Below are 26,394 nucleotides of genomic sequence, written 5' to 3'. Positions count from 1 at the left end.
GGAAAAGTCAAGTGACTCCTCTGTTCTTTGCCGTCACTTGGCGCTAACTTCGGTGACACCAGTGGGAGCGGTTCCATCAGTCGACGTGTCGGTCACGGCGCGCTGATCTGCAAGGAGTCGCTCATGCGACACCCCCCGCGTTCAGTACTTTTAGCCGGCGTCGGCGCCGTGGCCCTTCTCGGGTCGGTGTCGGTGCCGGTGGTCACGGCGTCGGGAGCCACCCCCGCGTGCACGGTGGAGTACTTCGTCACCAGCCAGTGGGAGTCCGGCTTCCAGGGTGCCGTGACGATCACCGACAACACCGCCGCCGTGAGCAGTTGGAGTCTCACCTTCGACTTCGCGGGCGGACAGGAGCTGAGCCAGGGCTGGAACGCCGAGTGGTCCCAGTCCGGTACCCGGAGCAACCCGTCACCGACCTCGTTCAAGCTCAACGGCACGACCTGCAACGTCGACGCGGACCCCTCGCCCACGCCGACACCCACACCGACACCGACCGGTCCACCGGACACCGGTGACGGAACACCCCCGGTCCTCAGGGCCTCGGGGAACAAGCTCGTGGACGCCGACGGCACCACCCGTCGTCTGCTCGGCGTCGACCGCTCCGGCGGCGAGTTCATGTGTGTGCAGGGCTACGGCATCTGGGACGGGCCGGTCGACGACGCCGCCTTCAGGGCGATCGCCGACTGGAATGCCAACACGGTCCGCATTCCGCTGCACGACGAGTGCTGGCTCGGCCTGTCCAACATCAAGCCGGAGTACGCCGGTTCGCACTACATCGATGCCGTCAAGGACCTGGTGGCGAAGGTGAAGGCGAACGGCATGACGCCGATGCTCGAACTGCACTGGACCCACGGTCAGTACACGGGCAACTCGGCGGGCTGCTCCGACGTGCACGCCACCTGCCAGAAACCGATGCCCGGCATGCAGTACACCCCGTCCTTCTGGACGTCGGTGGCCAACACCTTCAAGGTCGACCCGACCGTCGTCCTCGACCTGTTCAACGAGCCCTACCCGGACCGCGCCACCGCCACGACCACTCAGGCTTGGCAGTGCTGGCGGGACGGCGGCACCTGCCCCGGTATCGGCTACGAGGTCGCCGGTATGCAGGATCTCGTCGACGCCGTACGGGCGACCGGCGCCGGCAACCTGATCCTCGCCGGCGGGATCGCCTACTCGAACGACCTCAGCCAATGGCTGACGTACAAGCCCGACGATCCGAAGCACAATCTCGCGGCCGCCTGGCACGTCTACAACGTCAACACCTGCGCGAACGAGAGCTGCCGGAACTCCCAGCTCGCCCCGGTGGCGGCCCAAGTGCCGCTGGTCGCCGGGGAGATCGGCGAGAACACCTGCGGTCACTCCTTCGTCGACCAGGTCATGAAGTGGTTCGACGACCGTGGCCTGTCCTACCTGGGCTGGACCTGGAACACATGGAGCTGCACCTCGGGTCCCGCCCTGATCTCCAGTTACGGCGGTACGCCGACGGCGTACGGCACCGGGCTGCGCGACCACCTGCGCTCGCTCGACGGATAACCGCTCACGCACCACCGAAATCCGAGAACCTCGCGACGGAGAAGGAAACCCGCACTCATGAGTCGTACCAGAACTGCGCTGCTCGCAGCCATAGCCCTGGTCGCCGGGGCCTCCGGGACGGCGCTCGCCGTCAATCCGGCGGACGTCGGCGCGGCCGCCGTCCCCTGCACCGTGGACTACAAGATCCAGAACCAGTGGGGCACCGGCTTCACCGCCGCCGTGACGATCACCAACAACGGTGCCGCCAAGAGCAGTTGGGCGGTCAAGTGGGCGTACGCCGGCAATCAGCAGGTCACCAGTGGCTGGAACGCCAAGATCACCCAGAGCGGCACCGCCGTCACCGCCGCCAACGAGTCCTACAACGGCACACTCGCCACCGGCGGTTCGACCAGCTTCGGTTTCCAGGGCACCTACAGCGGCACCAACGCGATCCCGGCCACCTTCACCCTCGACGGGGTGACCTGCAACGTCGACGGCGGCGGCGGTCCGACGGACCCGCCGGACCCCGGGACCGGAACCCGCGTCGACAACCCGTACAGCGGCGCCAAGGTGTACGTGAACCCCGAGTGGTCCGCGAAGGCCGCCGCCGAACCGGGCGGCAGCCGTATCTCCAACCAGCCCACCGGTGTGTGGCTGGACCGGATCGCCGCCATCAACGGCGTGAACGGCGGCATGGGCCTGCGCGACCACCTGGACGCCGCGCTCACCCAGAAGGGCTCCGGCGAACTGGTCGTCCAGCTCGTCATCTACAACCTGCCCGGACGCGACTGCGCGGCTCTCTCCTCCAACGGTGAGCTCGGCCCGACGGAGATCGACAAGTACAAGACGCAGTACATCGACCCGATCAAGGCGATCCTCGCCGACTCCAAGTACGCCGGGCTGCGGATCGTCACCACCATCGAGATCGACTCGCTGCCCAACCTCGTCACCAACACCGGCAGCCGGGTCACCGCCACCCCGCAGTGCGACGTGATGAAGGCCAACGGCAACTACCAGAAGGGCGTCGGCTACGCCCTGAACAAGCTCGGTGACGTGCCCAACGTCTACAACTACATCGACGCCGGGCACCACGGCTGGATCGGCTGGGACGACAACTTCGGGCCCACTGCCACCCTGATGAAGGAGGCGGCCACCACGGAGGGCGCCACCGTCAACGACGTCCACGGCTTCATCACCAACACGGCCAACTACAGCGCCCTGAAGGAGAACAACTTCACCATCAACGACTCCGTGGCCGACAAGTCCGTCCGCGAGTCCAAGTGGGTCGACTGGAACCGCTACGTCGACGAGCTCTCCTTCGCCCAGGCCTTCCGCAACCAGCTGGTGACGACCGGCTTCAACTCCGGCGTCGGCATGCTGATCGACACTTCCCGCAATGGCTGGGGCGGTTCGGCCCGCCCCACCGGCCCCGGTGCCATGACCAGCGTCGACACCTACGTCGACGGCGGCCGCTACGACCGCCGCTTCAACACCGGCAACTGGTGCAACCAGTCCGGTGCGGGTCTCGGTGAGCGCCCGAAGGCCAGCCCGGCCGCAGGGATCGACGCCTACGTGTGGATGAAGCCCCCGGGTGAGTCCGACGGTTCGAGCTCTGCCATTCCCAACGACGAGGGCAAGGGCTTCGACCGGATGTGCGACCCGACGTACACGGGCAACCCGCGCAACAACAACAACATGTCCGGCGCCCTGCCGAACGCCCCGGTCGCCGGGCACTGGTTCTCGGCGCAGTTCCAGCAGCTGATGACGAACGCGTACCCGCCGCTGTCGTAACACCGTGAACGCGGCTGCGGGACCGTCACGGCCGGTCGCGCAGGTCCCCCGTGCCCCTTTGCGGGCGCGGGGGACCACCGGGTCCGTCAGCCGGGACGCCCCCGATTTTTTGCCGTCCCGGCAACAGTGGTGGCCTCCCCACGGTGCGTCGGCGCACGCTGGCCGCAACCGGACGAGAGGCTGACCCCCATGGCGCACGACCACCACGACCACCCCGGCCACACCCACGACGATCACGGCCACCCCCACGACCACGCCGACATCGACTGGGCCGAGATGGCCCCGATGCTGGAGGAGCAGGCCGAGCTGTACCTGCCGATGTACGAGCGGGCGATGGCCTGGCTCGCCAAGCGGCAGACCGAGCCCGGGCTGGTCGTCGACGCGGGCAGCGGACCCGGTGTCGCCTCCTGTCTGCTCGCCGAGAACTTTCCCGGCGCCCGGATCGTCGCCGTCGACGGCTCCGAGCCGCTTCTGGAGCGGGCCCGCGAGCGGGCGGGCCGACTCGGCGTCGCGGACCGGTTCGGCACCCTCACCGGTGAACTGCCCGGCGTACTGGAGGAGTTGGAGTATCCGGCCGATCTGATCTGGGCCAGCTGGAGCCTGCACCACCTCGGCGACCAGCGGGCCGCCCTCGCCTCGTTCGCCGACCGGCTCGCGCCCGGCGGCACGCTGGCCCTGCTGGAGGGCAGCCTGCCCACCCGGTACCTGCCGCGCGACATCGGCATCGGCCGTCCCGGACTCCAGGCCCGGCTCGACGCGCTGCACGAGGACTGGTTCAGCCAGATGCGGGCCGGGCTGCCCGGCACCGTCGACGTGATCGAGGACTGGCCGGCGCTACTGGCCTCCGTGGGCCTCAAGCCCACCGGCACCCGCAGCTTCCTGCTCGACCTGCCCGCGCCGACCACGGACCGGGCCCGCCATGTCGCCGTCAACACGCTGACCCGGATGCACGAGGTCCTCGGCGACCGTCTCGACGCCGAGGACCGCGCCACCCTCGACCGGCTCGTCGACCCCGACGACAAGGCGAGCATCCACCACCGGCCGGACGTCTTCGTCCTGGCGGCACGCACAGTGCACACGGCCGCCCGCGGGGTGTGACACTCAGCAGCGGCCCGGTCGGGCGCAGACGCTGATCTCCGCGCCCTGCACCCGGCGGGTGCCGCACTGCACGAAGTGCTCGGTCAGCACCGGTCGCTTGGCCTGCTCCTGGGCGGTCTGGTCGAGTGGCTGACCCACTGGGCCTCTCATCACGAACGGGGTGGAGAGCGGCAGCGGGAGCGCGGGCAGCGCAGACCAGCCCGAGCACGGTCACCCCGGCGAAGCCCGCAAGGTCGCCGCCCACGCCGCCGATCCACGCGACCTGAGCCGACTGACCCATGCTCACCACGGCTCGCCGACTACCGTGCCGGCTGCGGTACTTGACTTCGAGAATGCTCCAAGTGATCTACTCCCCGGCATCCGCAGGACACCACAGGGGGTAACCATGACCGACTCTCCGGTCGCACTGATCACCGGCGGCGGCAGCGGTATCGGCGCCGCGGTCGCACGGCAACTGCTCGCGGCGGGCCACCGGGTGGCCGTCACCGGGCGAGGCGAGGAGCGGCTGCACGGCTTCGCCGGGGAACTCGGCAACCCGGCCGAGCTGCTGACGCTCGTCGGCAACGCGGCCGATTACGACAGTGTGCGGTCGGCGGTCGACCGTACGCTCAAGGAATTCGGCCGGCTGGACACGGTCGTCGCCAACGCCGGCTTCGCCACCCACGACTCCGTCGCCGAAGGCGACCCCGCCGGCTGGACCGAGATGGTGCTGACCAACGTGCTGGGCCCGGCGCTGCTCATCCGCGCCTCCATCGACGCCCTGAAGGAGACTCGCGGCCGGATCGTCCTGGTCGGGAGCGTCGCCGGGTTCGTGCCCGGTCCGGGCAACATCTACGGGGCGACGAAGTGGGCGGTGACCGGGCTCGCCGAGAACACCCGGCGCCAGGTGACCGAGTGGGGCGTCGGCGTGACCCACATCGCGCCGGGCCGGGTGGAGACCCCCTTCTGGGACAGCTACGGCAGCCTCCCGCCCGGCCACCTCCTCACCGCCGACCAGATCGCCGACTCGGTCGTGTGGGCCATCCGGCAGCCCGAGGGCGTCGACGTCAACACCGTGGTCGTACGGCCGATCGGCCAGCCCAACTGACGACCGCCCGGCCGGACCGGTGGCCGATGCATGGACCGTCGGTGCGCGGGTAGGCGGGCGATCTCCGTAACCGTCGCGAGGACCCGCTCCGTGGCACGTACCGACACCGTCCGAGACCGTCTGCGCCCGCCCCGGGAACCCATGGGCCCGCGAGCCGGGCAGGCGGTCGCAGCGCTGATGCTGGCCGTGTCGCCGGTGTGCATCGAACTGTCCGGTGCGGACGCCGGTACGGCCTCGGTGTACCGGTGTCTGCTCGCGTTGCCCGCGCTGGTGCTGCTGGTCCTCCCGGAGTACCGGCGCGAAGGCCCGCCGCCCCGGCGGCAGCTGGCGTACGGACTGGCGGGCGGGGTGCTGTTCGCCGGCGACATGCTGCTGTGGACGAGGGCGATCACCGAGGTCGGCGCGGGTCTGTCGACCGTGCTGGTCAATGTGCAGGTCGTCCTGGTGCCGTTGCTGGCCTGGGCGGTGGACCGCGAGAGGGTGCCGGGCCGTTTCCTGCTGTGGCTGCCGGTCCTGGTCGCCGGTGTGGTGCTCACCGGCGGGCTGTTCGAGAAGGGCGCGAGCGGCAGCGACCCCGCGGCGGGCACCCTCCACGCGATCCTGGCGGCTCTCAGCTACTCGGGTTTCCTGTTCCTCCTGCGCCGCGGCGGCTTCCACGGCCACGTCCGCACGACATACACCGCGGTCGTCTTCTCGGCCACCGTCGCCTCGGCCCTCGGCGGCTGGGCCTGGGGCGCCCTCGACCTCGCCCCGCCCGCGGGCACCCTGGCCTGGCTCGCCCTGGCGGCGCTCACCAGCGGGATCATCGGCTGGCTCATGGTCGCCGTCTACTCGCCCCGGCTCCCGAGCCACGTCGGCGCGGTCCTGCTGCTCCTCACGCCCGTCGGCGCGTTGGCCCTGGGGGCGCTGATACTGGGCGAGCGGCCCTCCCCTGCGCAGTGGGCCGGCGCCGCGCTCATCCTGGTCAGCGCGTACGCCACGGTGACCGGCCGAAGGGGCGCCCCCTCCCCGGAGGAGGACGCCCCTCGTGACGCCTAGCCGAACACCTTGACCTCGCAGCCGTGCGTCTCGTCGATCCGGTCGACGTAGCAGACGTCGCGCCCCCCGTACGCGTGGATCACGTCCCGCTCGTTGTCCTGGGCGTAGAACGTGTCGCGGCCTGCGCTGCCCCTGAGGGCGTCCTTGCCGGGGCCTCCGGTCAGTGTGTCGTTGCCCCAGTTCCGGGTGAAGTCATGGCCGTCGCCGCCGTCCAGTGCGTCGGCGCCCTCGTTGCCCCGCAGTGAGTCGTTGCCCCAGAACCCACGCAGGCGGTCGGCGCCCCCGTATCCCTTGATGGCGTCGTTGCCTTCCTCTCCCGCGACCAGATCGTCGCCGTCGCCGCCGATCAGTCGGTCATCGCCTGCGTCCCCGCAGATGACGTCGGCGCCGCCGCCGGCGTGGATCGTGTCCCTCCCGCCGAGGCCGACGACGACGTCCTTGCCGCCCGCGGTGTTGAGGGTGTCCGGCCCGTTGCTGCCCCACACCGTGGCGTACAAGCCGTAGCACCGCGGCGTCGCGGCCGCCGCCTCCGTCTGCGCCGCGACGACCATCCCGCCCGCGAGGGCAACCGCCGCGCTGACCGCTGCGAACGTCCTTGTTCGTGTTCGTGCCTTCATTGCTGAACCCCGTTTCTGGTTCGGATACCTGGAGACCACGGTGGACTCACCAAGCTCCCGCCACCATTCGCTGTTTGACGAATCATCAGGGGCCCTCGACCCCGGAGGCGTACCGTCGAAGGAGTCCGGCGACAGGAGGCGGACATGAGCCGTCACTCGATCACGACACACGACCTGCGGACGATGTTCGACGTCCTCGACGAGGCTCGGCACGACGACGGGGACGAGTTCCCGCCCCGCAGTCTCCTGAGCGGGCTGGGCCGGCTGATCCCTTGCGACCTGGCCGGGTTCGACGAGGTCGACAATCCCACCCGCCGGTATCTGCACCTCCAGGAGGAGCTGTACGCGGGCGACTACGGCGACGATCCGCACGTCGAGGCCTATTGGCGCTGGCGGCACCAGCATCCGCACTGCCGACTGGCCGACCAGGCCTGCGGCCGTCTCCCGGTCGCCCAGAACCTGGACTACCAGTCCGCACGGGAGATACGGAACCAGGCCTTCTACACCGAGTATCTGAAGCCCGTCGTCAACACGCTCTTCGTGATGCTGCCCAGCGCGCCCGGCCGCATCCGCACGTACAACTTCTCCCGGGAGACCTCACGCCGCTTCAGCGAACGCGACCGTCTCGTACTGGAGTTGCTGCGTCCGCACCTGTACGCGGTCTACCGGGAGGCCGCGCTACGGCGGCAGGCGCCGGTGCGGCTCACCGTCCGGGAACTCGACGTCATGCGGGCCGTCGCGGACGGGCTCGGCACCGAGGCCATCGCGCGGCAGTTCGTCGTCGCGCCCAGCACGATCCGCAAGCACCTGGAGAACACCTTCCGCAAGCTCGGCGTCTCCAGCCGTACCGCCGCCCTCGCGCGGCTGTTCCCCGAGCCCGAGGCGGGGACATGACGAAGGCCCGGGCGGCAAACCACCACCCGGGCCTCGGAACGCCGTACCGTCAGGCCCCGTTGAACGTCGACGGGTCCGGGCCCAGCCGCCGGTCCTCGTTCAGCGCGCTGATCGCCGCGAGGTCCTCGGTGTCCAGGCTGAAGTCGAAGACCTCGATGTTCTCCTTGATCCGGGACGGGGTCACGGACTTGGGGATCACGACATTGCCCAGCTGAAGGTGCCAGCGCAGGACGACCTGCGCCGGAGTGCGCCCGTGCTTCTGCGCGATGGCCACGACCGCCGGGACCTCCAGGAGGCCCTTGCCCTGGCCGAGCGGCGACCAGGCCTCGGTGGCGATGCCCTGCTCCGCGTGGTACTCGCGGGCCGCGCGCTGCTGGAGGTGGGGGTGCAGCTCGATCTGGTCGACGGCCGGGATGACGGACGTCTCGGCGATCAGCCGCTCGAGGTGCGCGGGCTCGAAGTTGGACACACCGATGGCGCGGACCCGGCCGTCGGCGTGCAGCTTCTCGAACGCCTTGTACGTGTCGACGTACAAGTCCCGCTCAGGGGTGGGCCAGTGGATGAGGTACAGATCCACGAAGTCCAGGCCGAGCTTCTCCAGCGAGGTGTCGAAGGCACGCAGGGTCGCGTCGTATCCCTGGTCGCTGTTCCAGAGCTTGGTGGTGACGAAGATGTCCTCGCGCGGGAGACCGGCGGCGGCGATCGCCTTGCCGGTGCCCTCTTCGTTGCCGTAGATCGCCGCTGTGTCGATGCTGCGGTACCCGGCCTCCAGAGCGGTGCTGACCGCCTGCTCGGCCTCGTCGTCCGGCACCTGCCAGACTCCGAACCCCAGCTGGGGCATCTCCACGCCGTTGTTGAGGATGATCGGGGGGACCTTGCTGCTCACGAGCTCTTGATCCTTACGGTTGCCGACAAGTGGTACTCCCATCGTCAACGATCAACCGCCCCGATGCATTCCTGACCGCTGAATCCGACAGAATCCGCCGGAAACGAGTTCAGGCCCGGTACAAGGCCTCGACCTCGCCGGCGTACGTCGTCTCGATCGCCTTGCGCTTCAGCTTCAGCGACGGTGTCAGCAGCCCGTGCTCCTCGGTGAACGGCTGCGCCAGGATACGGAACGTACGGATCGACTCGGCCTGCGAGACCAGCGTGTTGGCGGCGACCACGGCCCGTCTGACCTCCGCCTCCAGGTCCGCGTCCGTCACCAGCTCGGCCGCGGTCAGCTGAGGTTTGCCGCGCATCGTCAGCCAGTGCTCGACGGCCTCCTGGTCGAGGGTGACCAGGGCGGCGACGTACGGGCGGTCGTTGCCCACGACGATGCACTGGGCGACCAGCGGATGGTCCCGGACGCGTTCCTCCAGCAGCCCGGGCGCCACGCTCTTGCCGCCCGAGGTGACCAGGATCTCCTTCTTGCGGCCGGTGATCGTGAGGAAGCCGTCCTCGTCCAGGGAGCCCAGGTCGCCGGTGGCGAGCCAGCCGTCGTGCAGGGTCTCGTCGGTGGCCTTCTGGTTGTTCAGGTAACACTGGAACATGTTGGGGCCGTGCAGCCAGATCTCGCCGTCGTCCGCGATGTGCACGGTGACGCCCGGGATGGGCTGGCCGACCGTGCCGTAGCGGGTGCGCCCGGGCGGGTTGGCGGTCGCCGCCGCCGTCGACTCGGTCAGGCCGTAGCCCTCGTAGATCTGCACGCCCGCGCCCGCGAAGAACAGGCCGAGCCGGCGGTCCATCGCCGAGCCGCCCGACATCGCGTTGCGGATCCGGCCGCCCATCGCGGCCCGCACCTTGGCGTAGACGAGCTTGTCGAAGAGCTGGTGCTGCACGCGTAGACCCGCCGAAGGACCGGGCCCGATGCCCCAGGCCTTGGCCTCGACGGCCTCCGCGTACTTCACGGCGATCTCGACGGCCTTCTCGAAGGGCCCGGCCTTGCCCTCCTTCTCGGCCTTGCGGCGGGCGGCGTTGAAGACCTTCTCGAAGATGTACGGCACGGCGAGGATGAACGTCGGCTTGAACGCGGCCAGGTCCGGCAGCAGTGCGGCGGCGTTGAGCTGCGGCTGGTGGCCGAAGCGGACCCCGCAGCTGATCGCGGCGACCTCCACCATCCGCCCGAAGACGTGCGCGAGCGGCAGGAACAGCAGGGTCGCCGCCTCGTCGCCCTTCTTGGAGTGGAACACCGGCTCCCAGCGCTCGGCGACCGTGTCCGCCTCCCACATGAAGCTGCCGTGGGTGATGACACAGCCCTTGGGGCGGCCCGTGGTGCCGGAGGTGTAGATGATCGTGGCGACCGAGTCCGGGGTGACCGCCTGCCGGTGCCGGTGCACCACGTCGTCGTCGAGGGCGGCGCCCGCGTCGTACAGCTCGTGCACGGCGTCGGCGTCCAGCTGCCACAGCCGGTGCAGCTGCGGCAGCCGGTCGATGACGGTGGCGATCGTCATCGCGTGGTCCTCGTGCTCCACGACGGCGGCCGTGCACTCGGCGTCGTAGAGCGTCCAGAAACACTGCTCGGCCGAGGAGGTGGGGTAGATCGGCACCACCTGGGCGCCGATCGTCCACAGGGCGTAGTCGAAGAGGGTCCACTCGTAGCGGGTGCGGGACATGATGGCGACCCGGTCGCCGAACCGGATGCCCTGGGAGAGCAGCCCCTTGGCGAGGGCGAGCACCTCGTCCCGGAACTCCGCGGAGGAGACGTCACGCCACTGGTCCTGCTCGTCCTTGCGGCCGAGCGCGATGTGCTGCGGGTCCTCCTGGGCACGCCGGAAGACGACGTCGGCCAGTCCCCCCACGGGGGCCGGCAACGCCAACGGAGGGTTGGTGAACTCGCGCAAACCCCGCTCCCCGCTCCCTGGTCCCCGTTCCTGGTGGCTCCGCACAGCGCCGTGAAAGCTACCCCACCCGGGGACGGGGCGGGAGGGGGTGCGGATCCGAGCCCGGTTCAGGTACGCACTGGTCAGCGCCGGAAAATGCGCTCACATGGGGAAGGGTCGGACAGAAAACTGACGGTTGAGTAAGTTTCGGTCCCGTAATCTCCACCGAATCTGTACGACCCGGCTACGGACCCGGGCAGGGCTCACGGCGGCTCGCGGAAGGATCAGTTCCGCGGCGTTGCCGTCTCCTCTGTCAGCGTCTTCGCGGCCGGATCCGTCACACCCGCCTCGCCGGCACCCGGCGCCCGGACCAGGGCGAGGACCAGCGCCCCGCCGACCGTCGCCAGCGCACCCGCGGTCACCGCCGCCGTGTTGAGCCCCGAGGCGAACGCGGCCCGCAGCACCTGCTCCGGGAAGACGCCCCGCAGCGCCCCGGCACCGCCGCCCGCGAGCGTGTGCGCCGCCTCGTGCGGCAGCGTGTCCCGCATCCGGGAGGTCAGCGCCGTACCGAAACCGGCGATCCCGAGCGCGTACCCGAGCTGCCGGAAGGTGTTCACCGCGCCGCCCGCCATCCCCGCCCGCTCCGGCGGTACGGCGGCCAGCGCGGCCCCCGCGATACCGGGCGCCACCAGCCCCGTACCGAAGCCCACCAGCAGCAGCCCCGGCACCAGAGCCGCGGCACCCGACCCCGCGTCCAGCACCGCCATGCAGAACTGCCCCGATCCGATCAGCAGCAGCCCGCCCCCGACGGTGATCCGGACCGGCACCCCGTGCAGCAGCCGCCCGCCGGCCGCGGACACCACGAAAGCGGCCAGCGACATCCACAGGAACACCAGCCCGCCGCGCACCGGACTCATCCCCAGCACGGTCTGCAGCCAGATCGAGGTGTACGCCATCACCCCGAACGCCGCCGCGTTGTAGGCGAGCGCCCCCGCCATCACCCCGCAGAACGCGGGGCGCAGGAACAGCCGCAGATCCAGCAGCGGATCGGCCACCCGCCGCTCCACCACGACGAAGCAGACCAGCGCGAGTGCCGCGAGCCCGAACGAGGCGAGGGTGCCGGGCGCGGTCCAGCCGTGCGAGCCGGCCCGCACCGCCCCGTACGTCACCCCGCCCGCGAAGCCCGCGAACGTCACCGTGCCCGCCCAGTCCACCCGGCGCCCGCGCGCCGCCCGCGACTCGGGCACGAGCCGCAGCGTCAGCCACACCGCGGCCACGCTCACCGGCAGATTGACGTAGAAGATCCACCGCCAGCCCGGCCCGTCGGTCAGCAGCCCGCCGAGCACCGGCCCCACCGCGGCCGCCCCGCCGCTCACCGCTCCCCACACACCGAGCGCCACCGACCGCCGCCGCCCCTGGTAGACCGAGCCCAGCAGCGGCAGCGTCGTCGCGAACATCGCCGCCGCGCCCACCCCCTGCAACCCCCGGGCCGCGACCAGCGTCCCCGGCCCGGAGGCGAGGCCGCACAGCAGCGACGCCACCGCGAACAGCACGACACCCGCCACATGCACCCGCCGATGCCCGAGCACATCGGCCGCGGCGCCGATCCCGAGCAGCAGCGCGGCCAGCGCCAGCGCGTACCCGTCCATCACCCACTGCAGATCGCTCAGTGACGCGTCCAGCGCCCGTGCCATGTCCGGTAGCGCGACGATCGCGATCGTGACATCCAGCAACAACATGAACGTGCCCAGGCACACCGCGGTGAGCGGCCCCCATGTACGCATGTCCTCAACTCCTCGTCCGTGGGCTGCGTAGTACTTCGTACGATGGCTCCGGTGCGGACGATCCCACCGGTGATGGGTGTCCGAGCGCCGGAACTCGACAGGAGAAGGCATGTTGACGCTGGAATCCACCGTTCTGGACGCTCTCGACCTCCAGTTGCTGTCGGCGCTCGAGGTCAACGGCCGCGCCTCGTTCAGCCGTCTCGGCGCCGTGCTCGGGGCCTCCGACCAGACGATCGCCCGCCGCTACCGCAAGCTGTGCGCCGAGGCGGGACTGCGGGTCCTCGCCCTCCGCGATCCCCACGTCCTCGGCGAGGACCAGTGGATCCTGCGGTTCCGCTGCGCGCCCGACAGCGCGGCGGCCATCTCCGACGCGCTCGCCAAGCGGCCGGACACGGCCTGGATCGGACTGGCCTCCGGGGGCACCGAGATCGTCTGCATGACCCGGCCGCGCGGCCCCGGCGACCACGACGCACTGCTGCTCGGCAAGCTGCCCCGCACCCCGGGCGTCGTGGACATCCGCGCCCACCAGCTGCTCCATCGCTTCTACGGCGGCCCGGCCGGCTGGTCGAGGAAGTTCGGCGCGCTCGACGACGAGCAGATCGCCGCCCTGCGCCCGCGCCCGGAACCCGGGACCGGCCCGGCCCGTGTCGAGCCGGACGACGAACCCCTGCTCGCCGTCCTGCGGCGGGACGGACGGGCGGGCTCTCCGGAACTCCAGCGCGCCACCGGGCGCTCCGAGTCGGCCGTCAAGCGCCGCCTCGCCGCACTGCTCGCCTCCGGGGCCCTCTACATCGACATCGAGTACCACTCCGAGGCGCTCGGCTACCCGCGGGCCGCGTCCCTGTGGATCACCGCCGCACCCGGCGCCCTCACGTCCGTCGGCAGGGCCCTCGCCGGCCACGACGAGGTCGCCTTCGCCAGCGCCACCGCCGGCCCCTCCAACCTCGTCGTGACCGCGGTCGTCAGGGACACGGCGGGGCTGTACGCCTACCTCAGCGGGCCACTGGGCCGGCTGGAGGGGGTCCAGCACGTGGAGGCGACGCCGTTCCTGCGGAGGGTGAAGCAGCTGACCTACGAGCTGCCCGGCCGCTGACGCCGGCCCGGCTGATCGACGGGAGCGCTCACCGCCGGTGCAGCCGGTCCCCGCCCGTCAGGATGGCCCCCGCGAGCGCGTCCGCCGCGCCCTGGGCCGCCGTACGTCTGCGGCCGTGGACCAGGACGAAGTCGACCCGGCCGAGTTCGGGCAGGCCCGCGCGGTCCGGCATGCGGACCAGGCCCGGCGGGACGAGACCGCGGGAGTGGGCCATCACGCCGAGACCGGCACGGGCCGCGGCGACGAGGCCGTTGAGGCTGCCGCTGGTACAGACGATGCGCCACTCGCGGCCCTGCCGCTCCAGAGCCTCCAGGGCGAGGGCGCGGGTGATGCCCGGCGGGGGATAGACGATCAGCGGAACCGGGCGGTCCGCCTCGAGGCGGAGCCGTTCCGCGCCGATCCACACCAGCTTGTCGTGCCAGACGAGTTCACCGCGCGGATCCTCCGGCCGCCGCTTCGCCAGCACGAGATCCAGCTTCCCGGCCTCCAACTGCTCGTGCAGGGTGCCCGAGAGCTCGACGGTCAGCTCCAGGTCGACCTCGGGATGGTCGTGGCGGAAGCCCTCCAGGATCTCCGGCAGCCGGGTCAGCACGAAATCCTCCGACGCGCCGAAGCGCAACCGGCCGCGGAGCCGGGTACCCGTGAAAAATGCCGACGCCTGCTCATGCACGTCCAGGATCCGGCGCGCGAAGCCGAGCATCGCCTCGCCGTCCTCCGTCAGCTCCACGGAGTGGGTGTCCCGGGTGAACAACTGCCGCCCCGTGGCATTCTCCAGCCGCCGTACGTGCTGGCTGACCGTCGACTGGCGCAGCCCGAGCCGCCGGGCCGCCTGCGTGAAGCTCAGCGTCTGCGCCACCGCCAGGAACGTACGCAACTGGGACGGGTCGTACATGAGCCGGATCTTATCGCGGAACGTGATGACAGTCAGTGCCGTATGCCGGATTCCCGATCGCGGTCCGGAGGAGGACGATGAAGGGGGGCCCTGCGGCCCCGGTACCGCCGACAGACACCAGCTAGATGGAGCACCGTGAAACGCCTGCGTTGGCCGACTTGGATGCCGATCGACCCGTACATCCTGCTGCTCCTGGGAACGGTGGGCCTCGCCGCCCTCCTCCCGGCGCGTGGGACGGGCGCGGACGTCGCCTCCGGAGCCTCGACCGCCGCGATCGCCTTCCTCTTCTTCCTCTACGGTGCCCGCCTCTCCACCCGTGAGGCGCTGGAGGGGGTCAAGCATTGGCGGCTCCACGTCACGGTCCTGGCCTGCACCTTCCTGGTCTTCCCGCTGCTCGGCATGGCCACCCGCGGCCTCGTCCCGGTGCTGCTGACCCAACCGCTCTACCAGGGCCTGCTCTTCCTCACGCTCGTCCCCTCGACCATCCAGTCGTCGATCGCCTTCACCTCCATGGCCCGCGGCAACGTGCCCGCGGCGATCTGCGCCGGCTCGTTCTCCTCGCTGGTCGGCATCGTCATCACCCCGCTGCTGGCCGCAGCCCTGCTCGGCAGCACCGCCGGCGGGTTCTCCGCCGACTCGCTCGTCCAGATCGTGCTCCAGCTGCTGGTGCCGTTCGTCGCCGGGCAGCTGCTGCGCCGCTGGATCGGCGGCTTCGTCACCCGGCACAAGAAGGTCCTCGGCCTGGTCGACCGCGGCTCGATCCTCCTCGTCGTCTACACCGCGTTCAGCGAGGGGATGGTCCAGGGCATCTGGCACCAGGTGAGCCCGATGAGGCTGGCCGGACTGCTCGTGGTCGAGGCCGTGCTGCTCGCCGTGATGCTGGCGCTGACCTGGTACGGCGCCAAGGCGCTCCGCTTCGGCCGCGAGGACCGGATCGCGATCCAGTTCGCGGGCTCGAAGAAGTCCCTCGCCTCCGGACTGCCCATGGCGAGCGTGCTCTTCGGCGCGCACGCGTCGCTGGCGGTACTGCCGCTGATGCTCTTCCACCAGATGCAGCTGATGGTGTGCGCGGTGATCGCCAAGCGCCGCTCCCACGACCCGGGCGCGCAGGAGCGGCCGGGGGAGGGGCCGGGGGAGGGGCCGGGGGCCGAGGTCACTTCCGTGGCTCCAGTGTCAGCGTCACGAACCTCGGTCGGTACAGGGACACGTTCCGGTTGAGCTGCGCCGCCGCGGCGGCCGGCTCCAGCCAGTTCACGTCGTAGCTGAGCACCAGCCGCCCGCCGCCGTTCCCCGCGCCGGAGGCGCTGTCGGATACAGCAGGGTGGACCTGCGGGTTGTACGCCGCGACCTCGCCGTCCGGCAGCGCGGCATTGAGGTGCCTGGTCGGTCCGTGCCACGGTCCGGTGGGGGAGCAGGCCCAGTACGAGGTGACGGTGGTCAGTCCCGCGGTGCCCGCCGCCATGGTGAACAGGACGTACGTGCCGTCCTTGCGCACCACGGAGAAGGCGCTGCCCACCCCGGTGCGCTTGTGCTGGTTGCCGAGCACCGGGGCCGGGCGGGCTCCGGACGCCCAGGTGGAGCCGTTCCAGTACTGCCAGGCCGCGGGCTCCCCGAGCCTGCCCTCCGGGACCCGGGCCACATAGGCCGACGAGACCGGCCGGGACGCCGCCTGGCCGTCGTCGCCGCCGAAGACGTACGTCCAGCCGTCCTCCTTGATCAGCGTGGTGCCGAACAGGACACGCCGGGAGGCGTCCGGGACCAGCTGCTGGTCGAACACCTTGGTGATGGACTCGACCCGCAGATCGGGCAGCGAGAGCGTGGCCACCTCGGTGGCGGTGGGCATTCCGTAGATCCACGGCGCCGCCCCAGCCGTCCGCACCCACAGCAGCACCCGCACGACCCGCTCGTCCGACCCGGGCTCACGCGGCTCGACCCGCGCCGCGACCGGCCACCGCCACTGGTTGGGCGCCGGGTCGGGGAAGAGCGGGGCCGGCAGGGTGGTCTCCAGCCGGCCCTCGCGCATCAGCACCGCCGAGTTGCGGACCAGGGGGGCGGTGGTGTCCCGCCAGGCGAAGGACTCGCCGACCGGGTTGGGCGGGGCGTACACCTGGCCGAGATAGGTGTCCGAGAACAGCCACAGCACCCGGCCGTCCGGCAGCCGCACCGAGTGGGTGCCGTCACCGCCGGTCCAGTCGTCGGCGCGGGTGGCGTCGTCCCCGTAGCGGGCGAACTCGCCGGTGAGCCGGTCGTCCGACGACCACGCGCCGACGGTGTGCGGTATACAGTCGCCCGCATCCTGTCGATCGTCGTCCTTGGGCAGGGCCGTGAGCAGCACGGCCCCGAGAACCAGGGTCAGCAACAGGCCGAGCCCCGTTCCCGTCCGCTGTCGTGCTCGTATGTCCTCGGGCACCCACGGGACGTTAGTGGCTCTTGCTCGTCCGGTCCATGGGGAGTCGGAGGAACGTGGTGCCGAACGGGGCGACCTGTGGCCGGCCTACGGCGTCGCCGAACGCGGGCGCTTCCAGGGCCTGTTGATCCGGATTTCCGGTACGGAGGGCTGACGGCGGATAACGTTCCGTCATGACCGAACCCGTCACCCTCGATCCGGCGCGCAGCGCCCTCGTCCTCGTCGATCTGATGGACCGGATCGTCGCGCTGCCCCTGGAGCCCCGCAAGGGCACCGAAGTCCTCGTCGCCGCCCAGGAGTTGGCGACCGCCTTCCGTTCGGCGGGCGCCCCCGTCGTCCTCATCCGCGTCGAACGCCCCGGGGCCGCCGAACAGCCGCCCGGCAGCGGGCTGGTGAGCGGCCTCGCCCAGGACGGCGACGTCGAGATCGTGAAGCGGACCATCGGCGGCTTCCAGGGCACCGGCCTCGACGACCGTCTCCGTGAACTCGGCGTCAGCACCCTCGTGTTCGGCGGCATCGCCACCAACCTCGGCGTGGAGTCCACCGCCCGCGCCGCCGGCGACCTCGGCTACGACCTCGTCTTCGTCGAGGACGCCATGGCCGCGCTCACGGCGGCCGAGCACGAGGCGTCCGTACGGCTGGACTTCCCGCGGCTGGGGTCGGTGGTACGCGCGGCGGAGCTGACCCTCGGCCGGGGCTGACCTCGGGGCGGGGTCCCCGGGCTCGCCGGTGTGCCGCGAGGGGTGCGGTCAGCCCTGAGCGGCCGTGGTCCGCAGGGCGATCCGGCCCTCTCCCGCGTACACGTTCATGGACGAGCCGCGCAGGAAGCCGACGAGGGTGAGGCCGGTCTCGACGGCGAGGTCGACGGCGAGGGACGAGGGTGCGGAGACGGCGGCCAGGACGGGGATGCCGGCCATGACCGCCTTCTGGGCGAGCTCGAAGGAGGCCCGGCCGGAGACGAGCAGGACGACGCGGGACAGGGGCAGGTCGTCGTTCTGGAGAGCGCGGCCGACCAGCTTGTCGACGGCGTTGTGCCGGCCGACGTCCTCGCGAATGTCGAGGAGCTCGCCGTCCTCGGTGAAGAGGGCGGCGGCGTGCAGGCCCCCGGTCCGGTCGAAGACCCGCTGAGCCGCGCGCAGCCGGTCGGGGAGGCCCGCGAGCAGATCGGGTTCGAGGCGGACCGGGGGAGTGTCGGAGATGGGCCAGCGGGTCGTCGTACGGACCGCGTCGAGACTCGCCTTGCCGCACAGGCCGCAGGACGAGGTGGTGTACACGTTGCGCTCGAGGGTGATGTCGGGGATCACCACATCGGGGGCGGTCCGCACGTCCACCACGTTGTAGGTGTTGGAGCCGTCCACGGTCGCGCCCGCGCAGTAGACGATGTTCCGCAGATCGGATCCGGCCGCCAGTACACCCTCGCTGACCAGGAAACCGGCCGCCAGGGCGAAGTCGTCACCCGGTGTGCGCATGGTGATCGCGAGCGGCTTGCCGTTCAGCCGGATCTCCAGCGGCTCCTCGGCGACCAGTGTGTCCGGGCGGGAGGAGACGGCCCCGTCCCGGATGCGGATCACCTTGCGTCGTTCCGTGACTCGTCCCATGTCCTGATCAGCCCCGGTTCTGTACGTGCTGGTAGCCGAAACGGCCCTTGATGCAGAGGTTGCCCCGGACCACCGGGCCGTCGTGCGGCGCGGTGACCCCCACGATGTCATTGTCCTGCACGTGCCGGTCAGGCCGCGGCCCACCCCGCGGGATGTGCGATGCCGAATGCCGTCGACCCCATATTGTCTACAGTATGGCCGAGGTGTCGACAAGAGTACGCACAGTGGTGGGTGCGACACGGAAACCGGACGGTCCGACCGTTCGGCGCGTGCTGCATACCGTTCATCGCATACCTTCGACGCGCCGCCTTCTCAACTCCCTTGGTTCTCCCTACCGTCCGGGATCATGAGTCCCCCCGTCGCCCCCGCCGGCTGGAGCCGTTGGCTCGTACCCCCAGCCGCGCTCTCGGTCCATCTCTCCATCGGTCAGGCGTACGCCTGGTCCGTGTTCAAGCCGCCCCTGGAGTCCGCGCTCGGCCTCAGCGGTACGCAGAGCGCGCTGCCCTTCCAGCTGGGCATCGTCATGCTCGGCCTGTCGGCCGCGTTCGGCGGCACGCTCGTGGAACGCAACGGACCGCGCTGGGCGATGACCGTCGCCCTGATCTGTTTCTCGTCCGGGTTCCTGCTCTCCGCGCTCGGCGCGTACACCGAGCAGTACTGGCTGATCGTCCTCGGCTACGGCTTCGTCGGCGGCATCGGCCTGGGCATCGGCTACATCTCACCCGTGTCGACACTGATCAAGTGGTTCCCGGACCGGCCGGGCATGGCCACCGGCATCGCCATCATGGGCTTCGGAGGCGGTGCGCTGATCGCCTCGCCCTGGTCGGCGCAGATGCTGGAGTCGTTCGGCTCCGACAGCTCCGGGATCGCGGCGGCGTTCCTCGTGCACGGTCTGTCGTACGCGGTCTTCATGACGCTGGGCGTCCTGCTCGTCCGGGTGCCGCGCACGGAGAAGCCCATCGGCGACAGCGGGCCGAGCATTCTCGCGGGGCCGCAGGTCTCCGCCCGCAATGCGGTGCGGACTCCGCAGTTCTGGTGCCTGTGGGTCGTGCTCTGCATGAACGTGACCGCGGGCATCGGCATCCTGGAGAAGGCCGCCCCGATGATCACGGACTTCTTCAGGAACACCTCGACGCCGGTGTCGGTGTCGGCCGCGGCCGGTTTCGTCGCGCTGCTCTCGGCGGCCAACATGGCGGGCCGTATCGGCTGGTCGTCCACCTCGGACCTGATCGGCCGCAAGAACATCTACCGCCTCTACCTGGGCGCGGGCGCGCTGATGTATCTGCTCATCGCGCTGGTCGGTGACTCGTCCAAGCCGGTGTTCATCCTGTGCGCCCTGGTGATCCTCTCGTTCTACGGGGGCGGCTTCGCCACGATCCCCGCCTATCTGAAGGACCTCTTCGGGACGTACCAGGTCGGCGCGATCCACGGCCGGCTGCTCACCGCCTGGTCCACGGCCGGTGTCCTCGGACCGCTGATCGTGAACTGGATCGCCGACCGGCAGGAGGAGGCCGGCAAGGACGGCTCCTCCCTCTACACCATGTCGCTCTTCATCATGATCGGGCTGCTCGCGATCGGGTTCGTCGCCAACGAACTGGTCCGGCCCGTCCATGTCCGTCACCACATCCCCGCACCGAGGGAGGCCGCCGATGTCGCAGAACGACAGCAGTCAGAGCCCGCCTGACCGGCGTCCGCTGATCGCCTTCGCCTGGCTGTGGGTGGGGGCACCGCTCGCCTACGGCCTGTACGAACTCGTGCAGAAGGCGACGCAGCTCTTCACCAAGTGAGCGTCCCGGAAGTGTTCGGGCGTCCGAGGGCCTGACAGAAGCCGACAACCTGGGCGACGGTTTCCTGTCGCCTTGGGTGGCGTCGTACCCGCGAGTCACTGATCAGACTGGTGGATCCCGCTACCCAAGGCAACGAGGGGGACCACCCAATGAACGGCTCGCGCATCGCCGCCGTCGGCCACTACCAGCCCGCCAAGGTACTCACCAACGAGGACCTGGCGGGCCTGGTCGACACCAGTGACGAGTGGATCAGGAGCCGGGTGGGCATCCGCACGCGTCACATCGCGGGGCCCGACGAGCCCGTCGACGAGCTCGCCTCGCACGCCGCAGCCAAGGCGCTCGCCGCCGCCGGTCTCGCGCCCGACGACATCGACCTGGTCCTGGTCGCCACGTCCACCGCCGTGGACCGCTCCCCGAACATGGCCGCCCGGGTCGCGGCCCGGCTCGGTATCCCCTCGCCGGCGGCGATGGACGTCAACGTGGTGTGCGCGGGCTTCACGCACGCGCTGGCCACCGCCGATCACACCATCCGGGCCGGTGCCGCGACCCGGGCGCTGGTCATCGGCGCCGACAAGATGTCCGACGTGGCCGACTGGACCGACCGCACGACGTGTGTGCTCGTCGGCGACGGGGCGGGGGCCGCCGTGGTGGAGGCCTGCGGGCCGGGCGACGAGGCCGGTATCGGGCCCGTGCTGTGGGGTTCGGTGCCCGAGATGGGGAACGCGGTGCGGATCGAGGGGCAGCCCGCGCGGTTCGCGCAGGAGGGGCAGAGCGTGTACCGCTGGGCGACCACCCAGCTGCCGCCCCTGGCCCGCAAGGCCTGTGAGCGGGCGGGGCTCGCGCCCGAGGAGCTCGCCGGGGTCGTCCTGCACCAGGCCAATCTGCGGATCATCGAGCCGCTCGCCGAGCGGATCGGCGCCGTCAACGCCGTCGTCGCACGGGATGTCGCCGAATCGGGTAACACCTCCGCGGCCAGCATCCCCCTCGCCTTCTCCAAGCTCGTCGAGCAGGGCGCCCTCTCCACCGGGGACCCGGTGCTGCTCTTCGGGTTCGGCGGCAACCTGTCGTACGCGGGACAGGTCGTCCGCTGCCCGTGACCTGCCCGTACCACGAGGTGTGACGCGGTCGACTCCGTGACGGACTGGCTACGGTGCGCCGTAGGCTGTAGACGAAAGACAATCCATACCGACTTTCGGACCGCAGTCGTCTCGCGCTGCCAGGAGGGGGACCGACCGATGTTGTCGACGCCAGGACTGCCACAGGGTGCGGTGCCCAAACTGGAACGCCCCGGCCCGCTGCGCGACCGTGTCTACGAGGCGCTGCTCGAACTCATCACGACCCGAGCGCTGCAGCCCGGCCAGCACTTGGTCGAGAGCGAGCTCGCCGGACATCTCGGCGTCTCCCGGCAGCCCGTGCGCGAGGCGTTGCAGCGGTTGAACACGGAAGGGTGGGTCGATCTGCGGCCCGCGCAGGGCGCGTTCGTGCACGAGCCCACCGAGGAGGAGGCCGACCAGCTCCTCACCGTCCGTACGCTGTTGGAGGCCGAAGCCGCCCGGCTCGCCGCGGCGGGCGCGCCCAAGGCCGGCATCGAGGCCCTGCGCGACATCCAGGAGCAGGGCATGCGGGCCGTCGCCGCGGACGATGTGGAGGCCGCGGTCCTGCTCAACGCCCGTTTCCACGCGAAGATCATGGAACTGGCCGGCAACGCCGTTCTCGCCGAGCTGGCCGCTCAGGTCGACCGGCGCGTCCGCTGGTACTACGCGCCCATCGCCCGGCAGCGCGGACAGCAGTCCTGGGACGAACACCGGGAGCTGATCGGCGCGATCATGGACCGTGACGAGACCCGCGCCACGCAGCTCATGCGCGAGCACACGGAACACACGCGGCGCTCGTACCACGCCCGGGCCAAGTCCTGAGTCCCGCCGACCCCTTGAGCCGACGCGTCCGAACCTGCTGAGCCGACGCGTTCGGCAGTCCATGGTGCTCGACTCTCTCCTTTGTCCTGCGAGTGGAGAAAGTCGGCACCAATTCATGCACAGCTTCTTCCCAGGTCGGGCAGCCGCTGCTACGTTCCCCTCGAAAGCACGACGGCAGGCGGCCGAGTGAGGCGGGGAGGGGCTCGTGAGACGGATGACGGCGCGACCCGCGAATTCTCATCAGGCCCGGCTGCTCAAGCTGTTGCGTGACGGGGGTCCCAACTCCCGTGCGCAGCTCGGCGATCAGGTCGACCTGTCGCGGTCCAAACTGGCCGTGGAGGTGGACCGGCTGCTGGAGACGGGCCTGGTCGTGGCCGACGGACTCGCCGCCTCGCGCGGCGGCCGCCGCTCCCACAACATCCGGCTCGCCCCCAATCTGCGCTTCCTCGGCGTGGACATCGGCGCGACCTCGGTCGACGTCGCCGTCACCAACGCCGAGCTGGAGATCCTGGGACACCTCAACCAGCCCATGGACGTGCGCGAGGGCCCGGTCGCGGTCTTCGAGCAAGTCCTGTCCATGGCCGCGAAGTTGAGGGCGACGGGGCTGGCGGAGGGGTTCGACGGTGCCGGCATCGGCGTGCCGGGGCCGGTCCGTTTTCCCGAGGGTGTTCCGGTGGCTCCGCCGATCATGCCGGGCTGGGACGGGTTCCCGGTCCGGGAGGCGCTGAGCCAGGACCTGGGCTGCCCGGTCATGGTCGACAACGACGTGAACCTGATGGCGATGGGGGAGCAGCACGCGGGCGTCGCGCGTTCCGTGGGCGACTTCCTCTGCGTCAAGATCGGCACCGGTATCGGGTGCGGCATCGTCGTCGGCGGTGAGGTCCACCGCGGTGCGACGGGCAGTGCGGGCGACATCGGGCACATCCAGGCCGTGCCCGGTGGCCGCCCCTGCGCCTGCGGCAACCAGGGCTGCCTGGAAGCCCACTTCAGCGGGGCGGCCCTCGCCCGGGACGCCATCGAGGCGGCCCAGCAGGGACACTCCGCCGAACTCGCCGCCCGGCTGGAGACCAACGGCACCCTGACCGCCATCGACGTCGCGGCCGCGGCCGCCGCCGGCGACGCCACCGCCCTCGACCTCATCCGTGAGGGCGGCAACCGCACCGGCCAGGTCATCGCCGGCCTGGTCAGCTTCTTCAACCCCGGCCTGGTGGTGATCGGCGGCGGGGTGACCGGCCTCGGCCACACCCTGCTCGCCGCGATCCGCACCCAGGTCTACCGCCAGTCGTTGCCCCTCGCGACCGGCAACCTGCCCATCGTTCTGGGGGAGTTGGGCCCCACCGCCGGAGTCATCGGCGCGGCCCGGCTGATCAGCGACCACCTGTTCTCACCCGCGTAGACCCGAACAGGCCTGCGTGAGCCGGAAGAGGCCCACGCAAGTCCCCGCAAGCCACTGGTCCGGCACAGCCCACCGGCACGACCCGTTGCCTCGCCCTGCCCTGAAACGGCCCGCACGCCAGCCGAGGGGAACCACGCATGGCACCAGAACCACCGCTCCTCAGCATGTCCGGCATCACCAAGTCGTTCCCCGGAGTCCGGGCCCTCGACGGCGTCGACCTCGACGTCCAGGCCGGTGAAGTGCACTGTCTGCTCGGCCAGAACGGGGCCGGCAAGTCCACCCTCATCAAGGTCCTGGCCGGCGCCCACCAGCCCGACGACGGCACCATCACCTGGCGCGGCGAGCCGGTCACCCTGCGCTCGCCGATCGCCGCCATGCGCCTCGGCATCGCCACCATCTACCAGGAACTCGACCTGGTGGAGCACCTGTCGGTCGCCGAGAACGTCCACCTCGGCCACGAACCGACGACGGCCGGATTCGTCGTACGGGGCAAGGCGGCCCGCGCGTCGACCGGCCTGCTGCTCAAGCGGCTCGGGCACCCCGAGATCGACCCGGCCCGCCTGGTCGGCGAGTTGTCCGCGGCCCAGCAGCAGATCGTCTCCATGGCGCGGGCCCTCTCCCACGACGTACGGCTCATCGTGATGGACGAACCGTCCGCCGCCCTCGACCCGGACGAGGTCGACAACCTCTTCCGGATCGTCGGCGACCTCACCGCGGACGGCGTCGCCGTCGTCTACATCTCCCACCGGCTGGAGGAGATCCGGCGGATCGGCGACCGCGTCACCGTGCTGAAGGACGGACGGGCCGTCGCGGGCGGGCTGCCCGCCAAGACGACCCCGACCCGTGAGGTCGTGGCGCTGATGACGGGACGGAACGTGGAGTACGTCTTCCCCGACCGTCCCGTGTCGCCTCCCACGGGCACCCCGGTCATGGAGGTCAGAGGCCTCGGCCGGGAGGGCGAGTTCGAGCCCTTCGACCTCACCCTGCACCCCGGCGAGATCGTCGGACTGGCCGGCCTCGTCGGATCCGGCCGATCCGAAATCCTGGAGACTGTATACGGTGCACGGAAGCCGACCTCCGGGCAGGTCCTGGTCGACGGCCGACCGCTCAAGCCCGGCAGCGTCCGCGCCGCCGTCCGCGCCGGGCTCGGCCTCGCCCCCGAGGAGCGCAAGGCGCAGGCCCTGCTGATGCTGGAGTCCGTCACCCGCAACGTCTCGGTCTCCACCATGTCCCGCTTCTCGCGCGGCGGCTGGATCGACCGCGGCGCCGAACTCGGCGCGGCGCGGGCGGCCACCCGCGAGCTGTCCCTGCGGCCCGACAACCCGTCCGTCCCGGTCCGTACCCTGTCCGGCGGCAACCAGCAGAAGGCCGTCCTCGCCCGCTGGCTCCTGCGCGGCTGCCGGGTGCTGCTCCTGGACGAGCCGACCCGCGGCGTCGACGTCGGTGCCCGCAGTGAACTGTATGCAGTCGTCCGTCGACTGGCCGACGAAGGCCTCGCCGTTCTGCTCGTCTCCAGCGAGGTGCCCGAAGTGCTCGGCCTCGCCGACCGCGTCCTCGTACTGCGCGAGGGCCGTGTCGTGCACACGGCCCCCGCCCGCGAGCTCGACGAATCCCGCGTACTGGACCTCGTCATGGAAGGAAGCCCGGCGTCATGACGCAGCACGTCTCCCCGCCCCGGGACGGCACCGGAAAGACCGCCCCCGTGGACCAACCACCCGTCTGGCGAGGGCTGCTGGCCCGAGTCGACCTGCGCACCCTCTCCCTGCTCGGAGTCCTGGCCGCACTGATCGTGGTCGGCGGCGTCACCAAACCGGACGAGTTCCTCGACACCCGCAACCTCCAACTCGTCCTCACCCAGGGCTCGGTGATCGGCGTCGTCACGGTCGGCATGACCTTCGTGATCATGTCGGGCGGCATCGACCTGTCCGTCGGTGCGATCGTCGCCCTGGCCTCCGTGTGGGCGACCACGGTCGCCACCCAGGAGTACGGCTTCGGCGGCATCCTCCTCACCGCGGTCCTGGTGGGCCTCGGCTGCGGCCTGGTCAACGGACTGCTCATCGCGTACGGCGGGATGGTCCCCTTCATCGCGACGCTCGCCATGCTCGCCTCGGCGCGCGGCCTCGCCCTGCAGATCACCGACGGCAAGACGCAGATCGTCACCGTCGACAGCGTCCTGGACCTCGGGCTGCGCGACGCGTACGTCCTCGGGATCCCGCCGCTCGTCATGGTCTTCGCCGTCGTCACGATCATCGGCTGGCTGGTCCTCAACCGCACCACCTTCGGCCGCCGCACCGTCGCGGTCGGCGGCAACGCGGAGGCTGCCCGCCTGGCCGGCATCGACGTCCGCCGCCAACGCCTCTACCTCTACTTGCTGTCCGGGCTGTGCTGCGGCATCGCCGCCTTCCTGCTGATCATCCTCTCGGGCTCGGGCCAGAACACCAACGGCAACCTCTACGAGCTCGACGCGATCGCCGCCGCGATCATCGGCGGCACGCTGCTCAGCGGCGGCCGCGGCACCATCACCGGCTCCGTGCTCGGGGTCCTGATCTTCACCACGATCACCAACATCTTCGCCCTGAACAACCTGCAGAGCGACGTCCAGCAGATCGCGAAGGGCGCGATCATCGTCGCCGCCGTGCTGGTCCAGCGCCGTACCGCAAGCACGACCTGAGGAAAGGGTTCA

24 protein-coding genes and 1 pseudogene are annotated in these 26,394 nt (G+C 70.7%); 16 read left to right on the top strand and 9 right to left on the bottom strand.

The annotated features are described in order from the left end of the window. The first annotated feature begins 123 nt into the window (after positions 1-123). The 3 genes from QF037_RS10390 (at position 124) to QF037_RS10380 (ending at position 4,401) form a co-directional block, all read left to right on the top strand. The gene (locus QF037_RS10390; protein ID WP_307023868.1) at positions 124-1,533 is read left to right on the top strand and encodes a cellulase family glycosylhydrolase; all 1,410 of its coding nucleotides are present in this window, start codon (positions 124-126) and stop codon (positions 1,531-1,533) included. Positions 1,534-1,590: 57 nt separating this feature from the next. Next, entirely contained in the window at positions 1,591-3,303 is a 1,713-nt protein-coding gene (locus QF037_RS10385; RefSeq protein ID WP_307023867.1) for a glycoside hydrolase family 6 protein, read from the top strand. A 189-nt stretch (positions 3,304-3,492) separates the two neighbouring features. After that, a complete protein-coding gene (locus QF037_RS10380) occupies positions 3,493-4,401 on the top strand; it encodes a class I SAM-dependent methyltransferase (protein ID WP_307023866.1) in 909 nt (302 codons plus the stop codon). Positions 4,402-4,404: 3 nt separating this feature from the next. Here QF037_RS10380 and QF037_RS10375 read toward each other — a convergent pair whose 3' ends face one another. Further along, entirely contained in the window at positions 4,405-4,539 is a 135-nt protein-coding gene (locus tag QF037_RS10375; RefSeq protein ID WP_307023865.1) for a hypothetical protein, read from the bottom strand. 247 nt (positions 4,540-4,786) lie between these two features. Here QF037_RS10375 and QF037_RS10370 point away from each other — a divergent pair, with 247 nt between their 5' ends. Both QF037_RS10370 and QF037_RS10365 read left to right on the top strand, forming a co-directional pair. Then, positions 4,787-5,488, top strand: a complete 702-nt coding sequence (locus QF037_RS10370; RefSeq protein WP_307023864.1) for an SDR family oxidoreductase — start codon at positions 4,787-4,789, stop codon at positions 5,486-5,488. 90 nt (positions 5,489-5,578) lie between these two features. Then, positions 5,579-6,526: a DMT family transporter gene (locus tag QF037_RS10365; protein ID WP_307023863.1), complete on the top strand. Its 948-nt coding sequence runs from the start codon at positions 5,579-5,581 to the stop codon at positions 6,524-6,526. Here the strand turns inward: QF037_RS10365 and QF037_RS10360 are convergent. Next, positions 6,523-7,143: a calcium-binding protein gene (locus QF037_RS10360; RefSeq protein ID WP_307023862.1), complete on the bottom strand. Its 621-nt coding sequence runs from the start codon at positions 7,141-7,143 to the stop codon at positions 6,523-6,525. The two genes, QF037_RS10365 and QF037_RS10360, sit on opposite strands and share 4 nt — an antisense overlap. 144 nt (positions 7,144-7,287) lie before the next feature. Between QF037_RS10360 and QF037_RS10355 the strand changes: the two genes are divergently transcribed. Further along, the gene (locus tag QF037_RS10355; RefSeq protein WP_307023861.1) at positions 7,288-8,037 is read left to right on the top strand and encodes a helix-turn-helix transcriptional regulator; all 750 of its coding nucleotides are present in this window, start codon (positions 7,288-7,290) and stop codon (positions 8,035-8,037) included. Between the two features lie 49 nt (positions 8,038-8,086). On the opposite strand, the gene QF037_RS10350 is transcribed toward QF037_RS10355, so the two are convergent. From QF037_RS10350 to QF037_RS10340, 3 genes are all read right to left on the bottom strand, one after another. Further along, positions 8,087-8,923 carry an aldo/keto reductase gene (locus QF037_RS10350; RefSeq protein WP_307023860.1) on the bottom strand — a complete coding sequence of 279 codons (837 nt, stop codon included), beginning with the start codon at positions 8,921-8,923 and terminating at the stop codon, positions 8,087-8,089. 109 nt (positions 8,924-9,032) lie between these two features. Beyond that, entirely contained in the window at positions 9,033-10,859 is a 1,827-nt protein-coding gene (locus tag QF037_RS10345) for an AMP-dependent synthetase/ligase (RefSeq protein ID WP_307023858.1), read from the bottom strand. A 263-nt stretch (positions 10,860-11,122) separates the two neighbouring features. Then, the gene (locus QF037_RS10340) at positions 11,123-12,622 is read right to left on the bottom strand and encodes an MFS transporter (protein ID WP_307023856.1); all 1,500 of its coding nucleotides are present in this window, start codon (positions 12,620-12,622) and stop codon (positions 11,123-11,125) included. Between the two features lie 109 nt (positions 12,623-12,731). Between QF037_RS10340 and QF037_RS10335 the strand changes: the two genes are divergently transcribed. After that, positions 12,732-13,715: an Lrp/AsnC family transcriptional regulator gene (locus tag QF037_RS10335; protein WP_307023854.1), complete on the top strand. Its 984-nt coding sequence runs from the start codon at positions 12,732-12,734 to the stop codon at positions 13,713-13,715. A 28-nt stretch (positions 13,716-13,743) separates the two neighbouring features. Here QF037_RS10335 and QF037_RS10330 read toward each other — a convergent pair whose 3' ends face one another. Next, positions 13,744-14,607 carry a LysR substrate-binding domain-containing protein gene (locus QF037_RS10330; protein ID WP_307023852.1) on the bottom strand — a complete coding sequence of 288 codons (864 nt, stop codon included), beginning with the start codon at positions 14,605-14,607 and terminating at the stop codon, positions 13,744-13,746. 162 nt (positions 14,608-14,769) lie between these two features. Between QF037_RS10330 and QF037_RS10325 the strand changes: the two genes are divergently transcribed. Continuing rightward, positions 14,770-15,825: a bile acid:sodium symporter family protein gene (locus tag QF037_RS10325; protein ID WP_307037094.1), complete on the top strand. Its 1,056-nt coding sequence runs from the start codon at positions 14,770-14,772 to the stop codon at positions 15,823-15,825. Here QF037_RS10325 and QF037_RS10320 read toward each other — a convergent pair. After that, entirely contained in the window at positions 15,761-17,017 is a 1,257-nt protein-coding gene (locus tag QF037_RS10320; RefSeq protein WP_307023850.1) for a DUF4185 domain-containing protein, read from the bottom strand. The genes QF037_RS10325 and QF037_RS10320 overlap by 65 nt on opposite strands. A gap of 170 nt (positions 17,018-17,187) precedes the next feature. Here QF037_RS10320 and QF037_RS10315 point away from each other — a divergent pair, with 170 nt between their 5' ends. Continuing rightward, the gene (locus tag QF037_RS10315) at positions 17,188-17,715 is read left to right on the top strand and encodes an isochorismatase family protein (protein ID WP_307023848.1); all 528 of its coding nucleotides are present in this window, start codon (positions 17,188-17,190) and stop codon (positions 17,713-17,715) included. A 48-nt stretch (positions 17,716-17,763) separates the two neighbouring features. Here QF037_RS10315 and fdhD read toward each other — a convergent pair whose 3' ends face one another. Beyond that, positions 17,764-18,612 (bottom strand): formate dehydrogenase accessory sulfurtransferase FdhD, encoded by an 849-nt coding sequence (gene fdhD / locus QF037_RS10310; RefSeq protein WP_307023844.1) that lies wholly within the window; start codon positions 18,610-18,612, stop codon positions 17,764-17,766. A 7-nt stretch (positions 18,613-18,619) separates the two neighbouring features. Further along, positions 18,620-18,736 (bottom strand): annotated as a pseudogene (locus tag QF037_RS10305) (2Fe-2S iron-sulfur cluster-binding protein); the annotation flags it as partial. A gap of 222 nt (positions 18,737-18,958) precedes the next feature. On the opposite strand from QF037_RS10305, the gene QF037_RS10300 reads away from it, so the two are divergent. The 7 genes from QF037_RS10300 to QF037_RS10270 all read left to right on the top strand — a co-directional run bounded on the left by QF037_RS10300 (position 18,959) and on the right by QF037_RS10270 (position 26,382). Next, positions 18,959-20,296 carry an OFA family MFS transporter gene (locus QF037_RS10300; RefSeq protein ID WP_307023842.1) on the top strand — a complete coding sequence of 446 codons (1,338 nt, stop codon included), beginning with the start codon at positions 18,959-18,961 and terminating at the stop codon, positions 20,294-20,296. Beyond that, on the top strand, positions 20,262-20,399 hold the full coding sequence (locus tag QF037_RS10295) for an MFS transporter small subunit (RefSeq protein ID WP_199924543.1): 138 nt from the start codon (positions 20,262-20,264) through the stop codon (positions 20,397-20,399). The genes QF037_RS10300 and QF037_RS10295 overlap by 35 nt, the downstream gene beginning before the upstream one ends. A 149-nt stretch (positions 20,400-20,548) precedes the next feature. Further along, positions 20,549-21,496 carry a beta-ketoacyl-ACP synthase III gene (locus tag QF037_RS10290; protein WP_307023839.1) on the top strand — a complete coding sequence of 316 codons (948 nt, stop codon included), beginning with the start codon at positions 20,549-20,551 and terminating at the stop codon, positions 21,494-21,496. 138 nt (positions 21,497-21,634) lie between these two features. Continuing rightward, positions 21,635-22,315, top strand: a complete 681-nt coding sequence (locus tag QF037_RS10285; RefSeq protein ID WP_307023837.1) for a GntR family transcriptional regulator — start codon at positions 21,635-21,637, stop codon at positions 22,313-22,315. 214 nt (positions 22,316-22,529) lie between these two features. Beyond that, positions 22,530-23,711, top strand: coding sequence for an ROK family transcriptional regulator (locus QF037_RS10280; RefSeq protein ID WP_307037092.1), 1,182 nt, complete (start codon positions 22,530-22,532; stop codon positions 23,709-23,711). A 137-nt stretch (positions 23,712-23,848) separates the two neighbouring features. Further along, positions 23,849-25,366: a sugar ABC transporter ATP-binding protein gene (locus QF037_RS10275; RefSeq protein ID WP_307023835.1), complete on the top strand. Its 1,518-nt coding sequence runs from the start codon at positions 23,849-23,851 to the stop codon at positions 25,364-25,366. After that, a complete protein-coding gene (locus QF037_RS10270; protein WP_307023833.1) occupies positions 25,363-26,382 on the top strand; it encodes an ABC transporter permease in 1,020 nt (339 codons plus the stop codon). The genes QF037_RS10275 and QF037_RS10270 overlap by 4 nt, the downstream gene beginning before the upstream one ends. Positions 26,383-26,394: the final 12 nt, after the last annotated feature.

The sequence above is a fragment of the Streptomyces canus genome, from assembly GCF_030815415.1.
GTDB lineage: Bacteria > Actinomycetota > Actinomycetes > Streptomycetales > Streptomycetaceae > Streptomyces > Streptomyces canus_F.
This window is presented reverse-complemented; position numbering and strand designations above follow the sequence as displayed.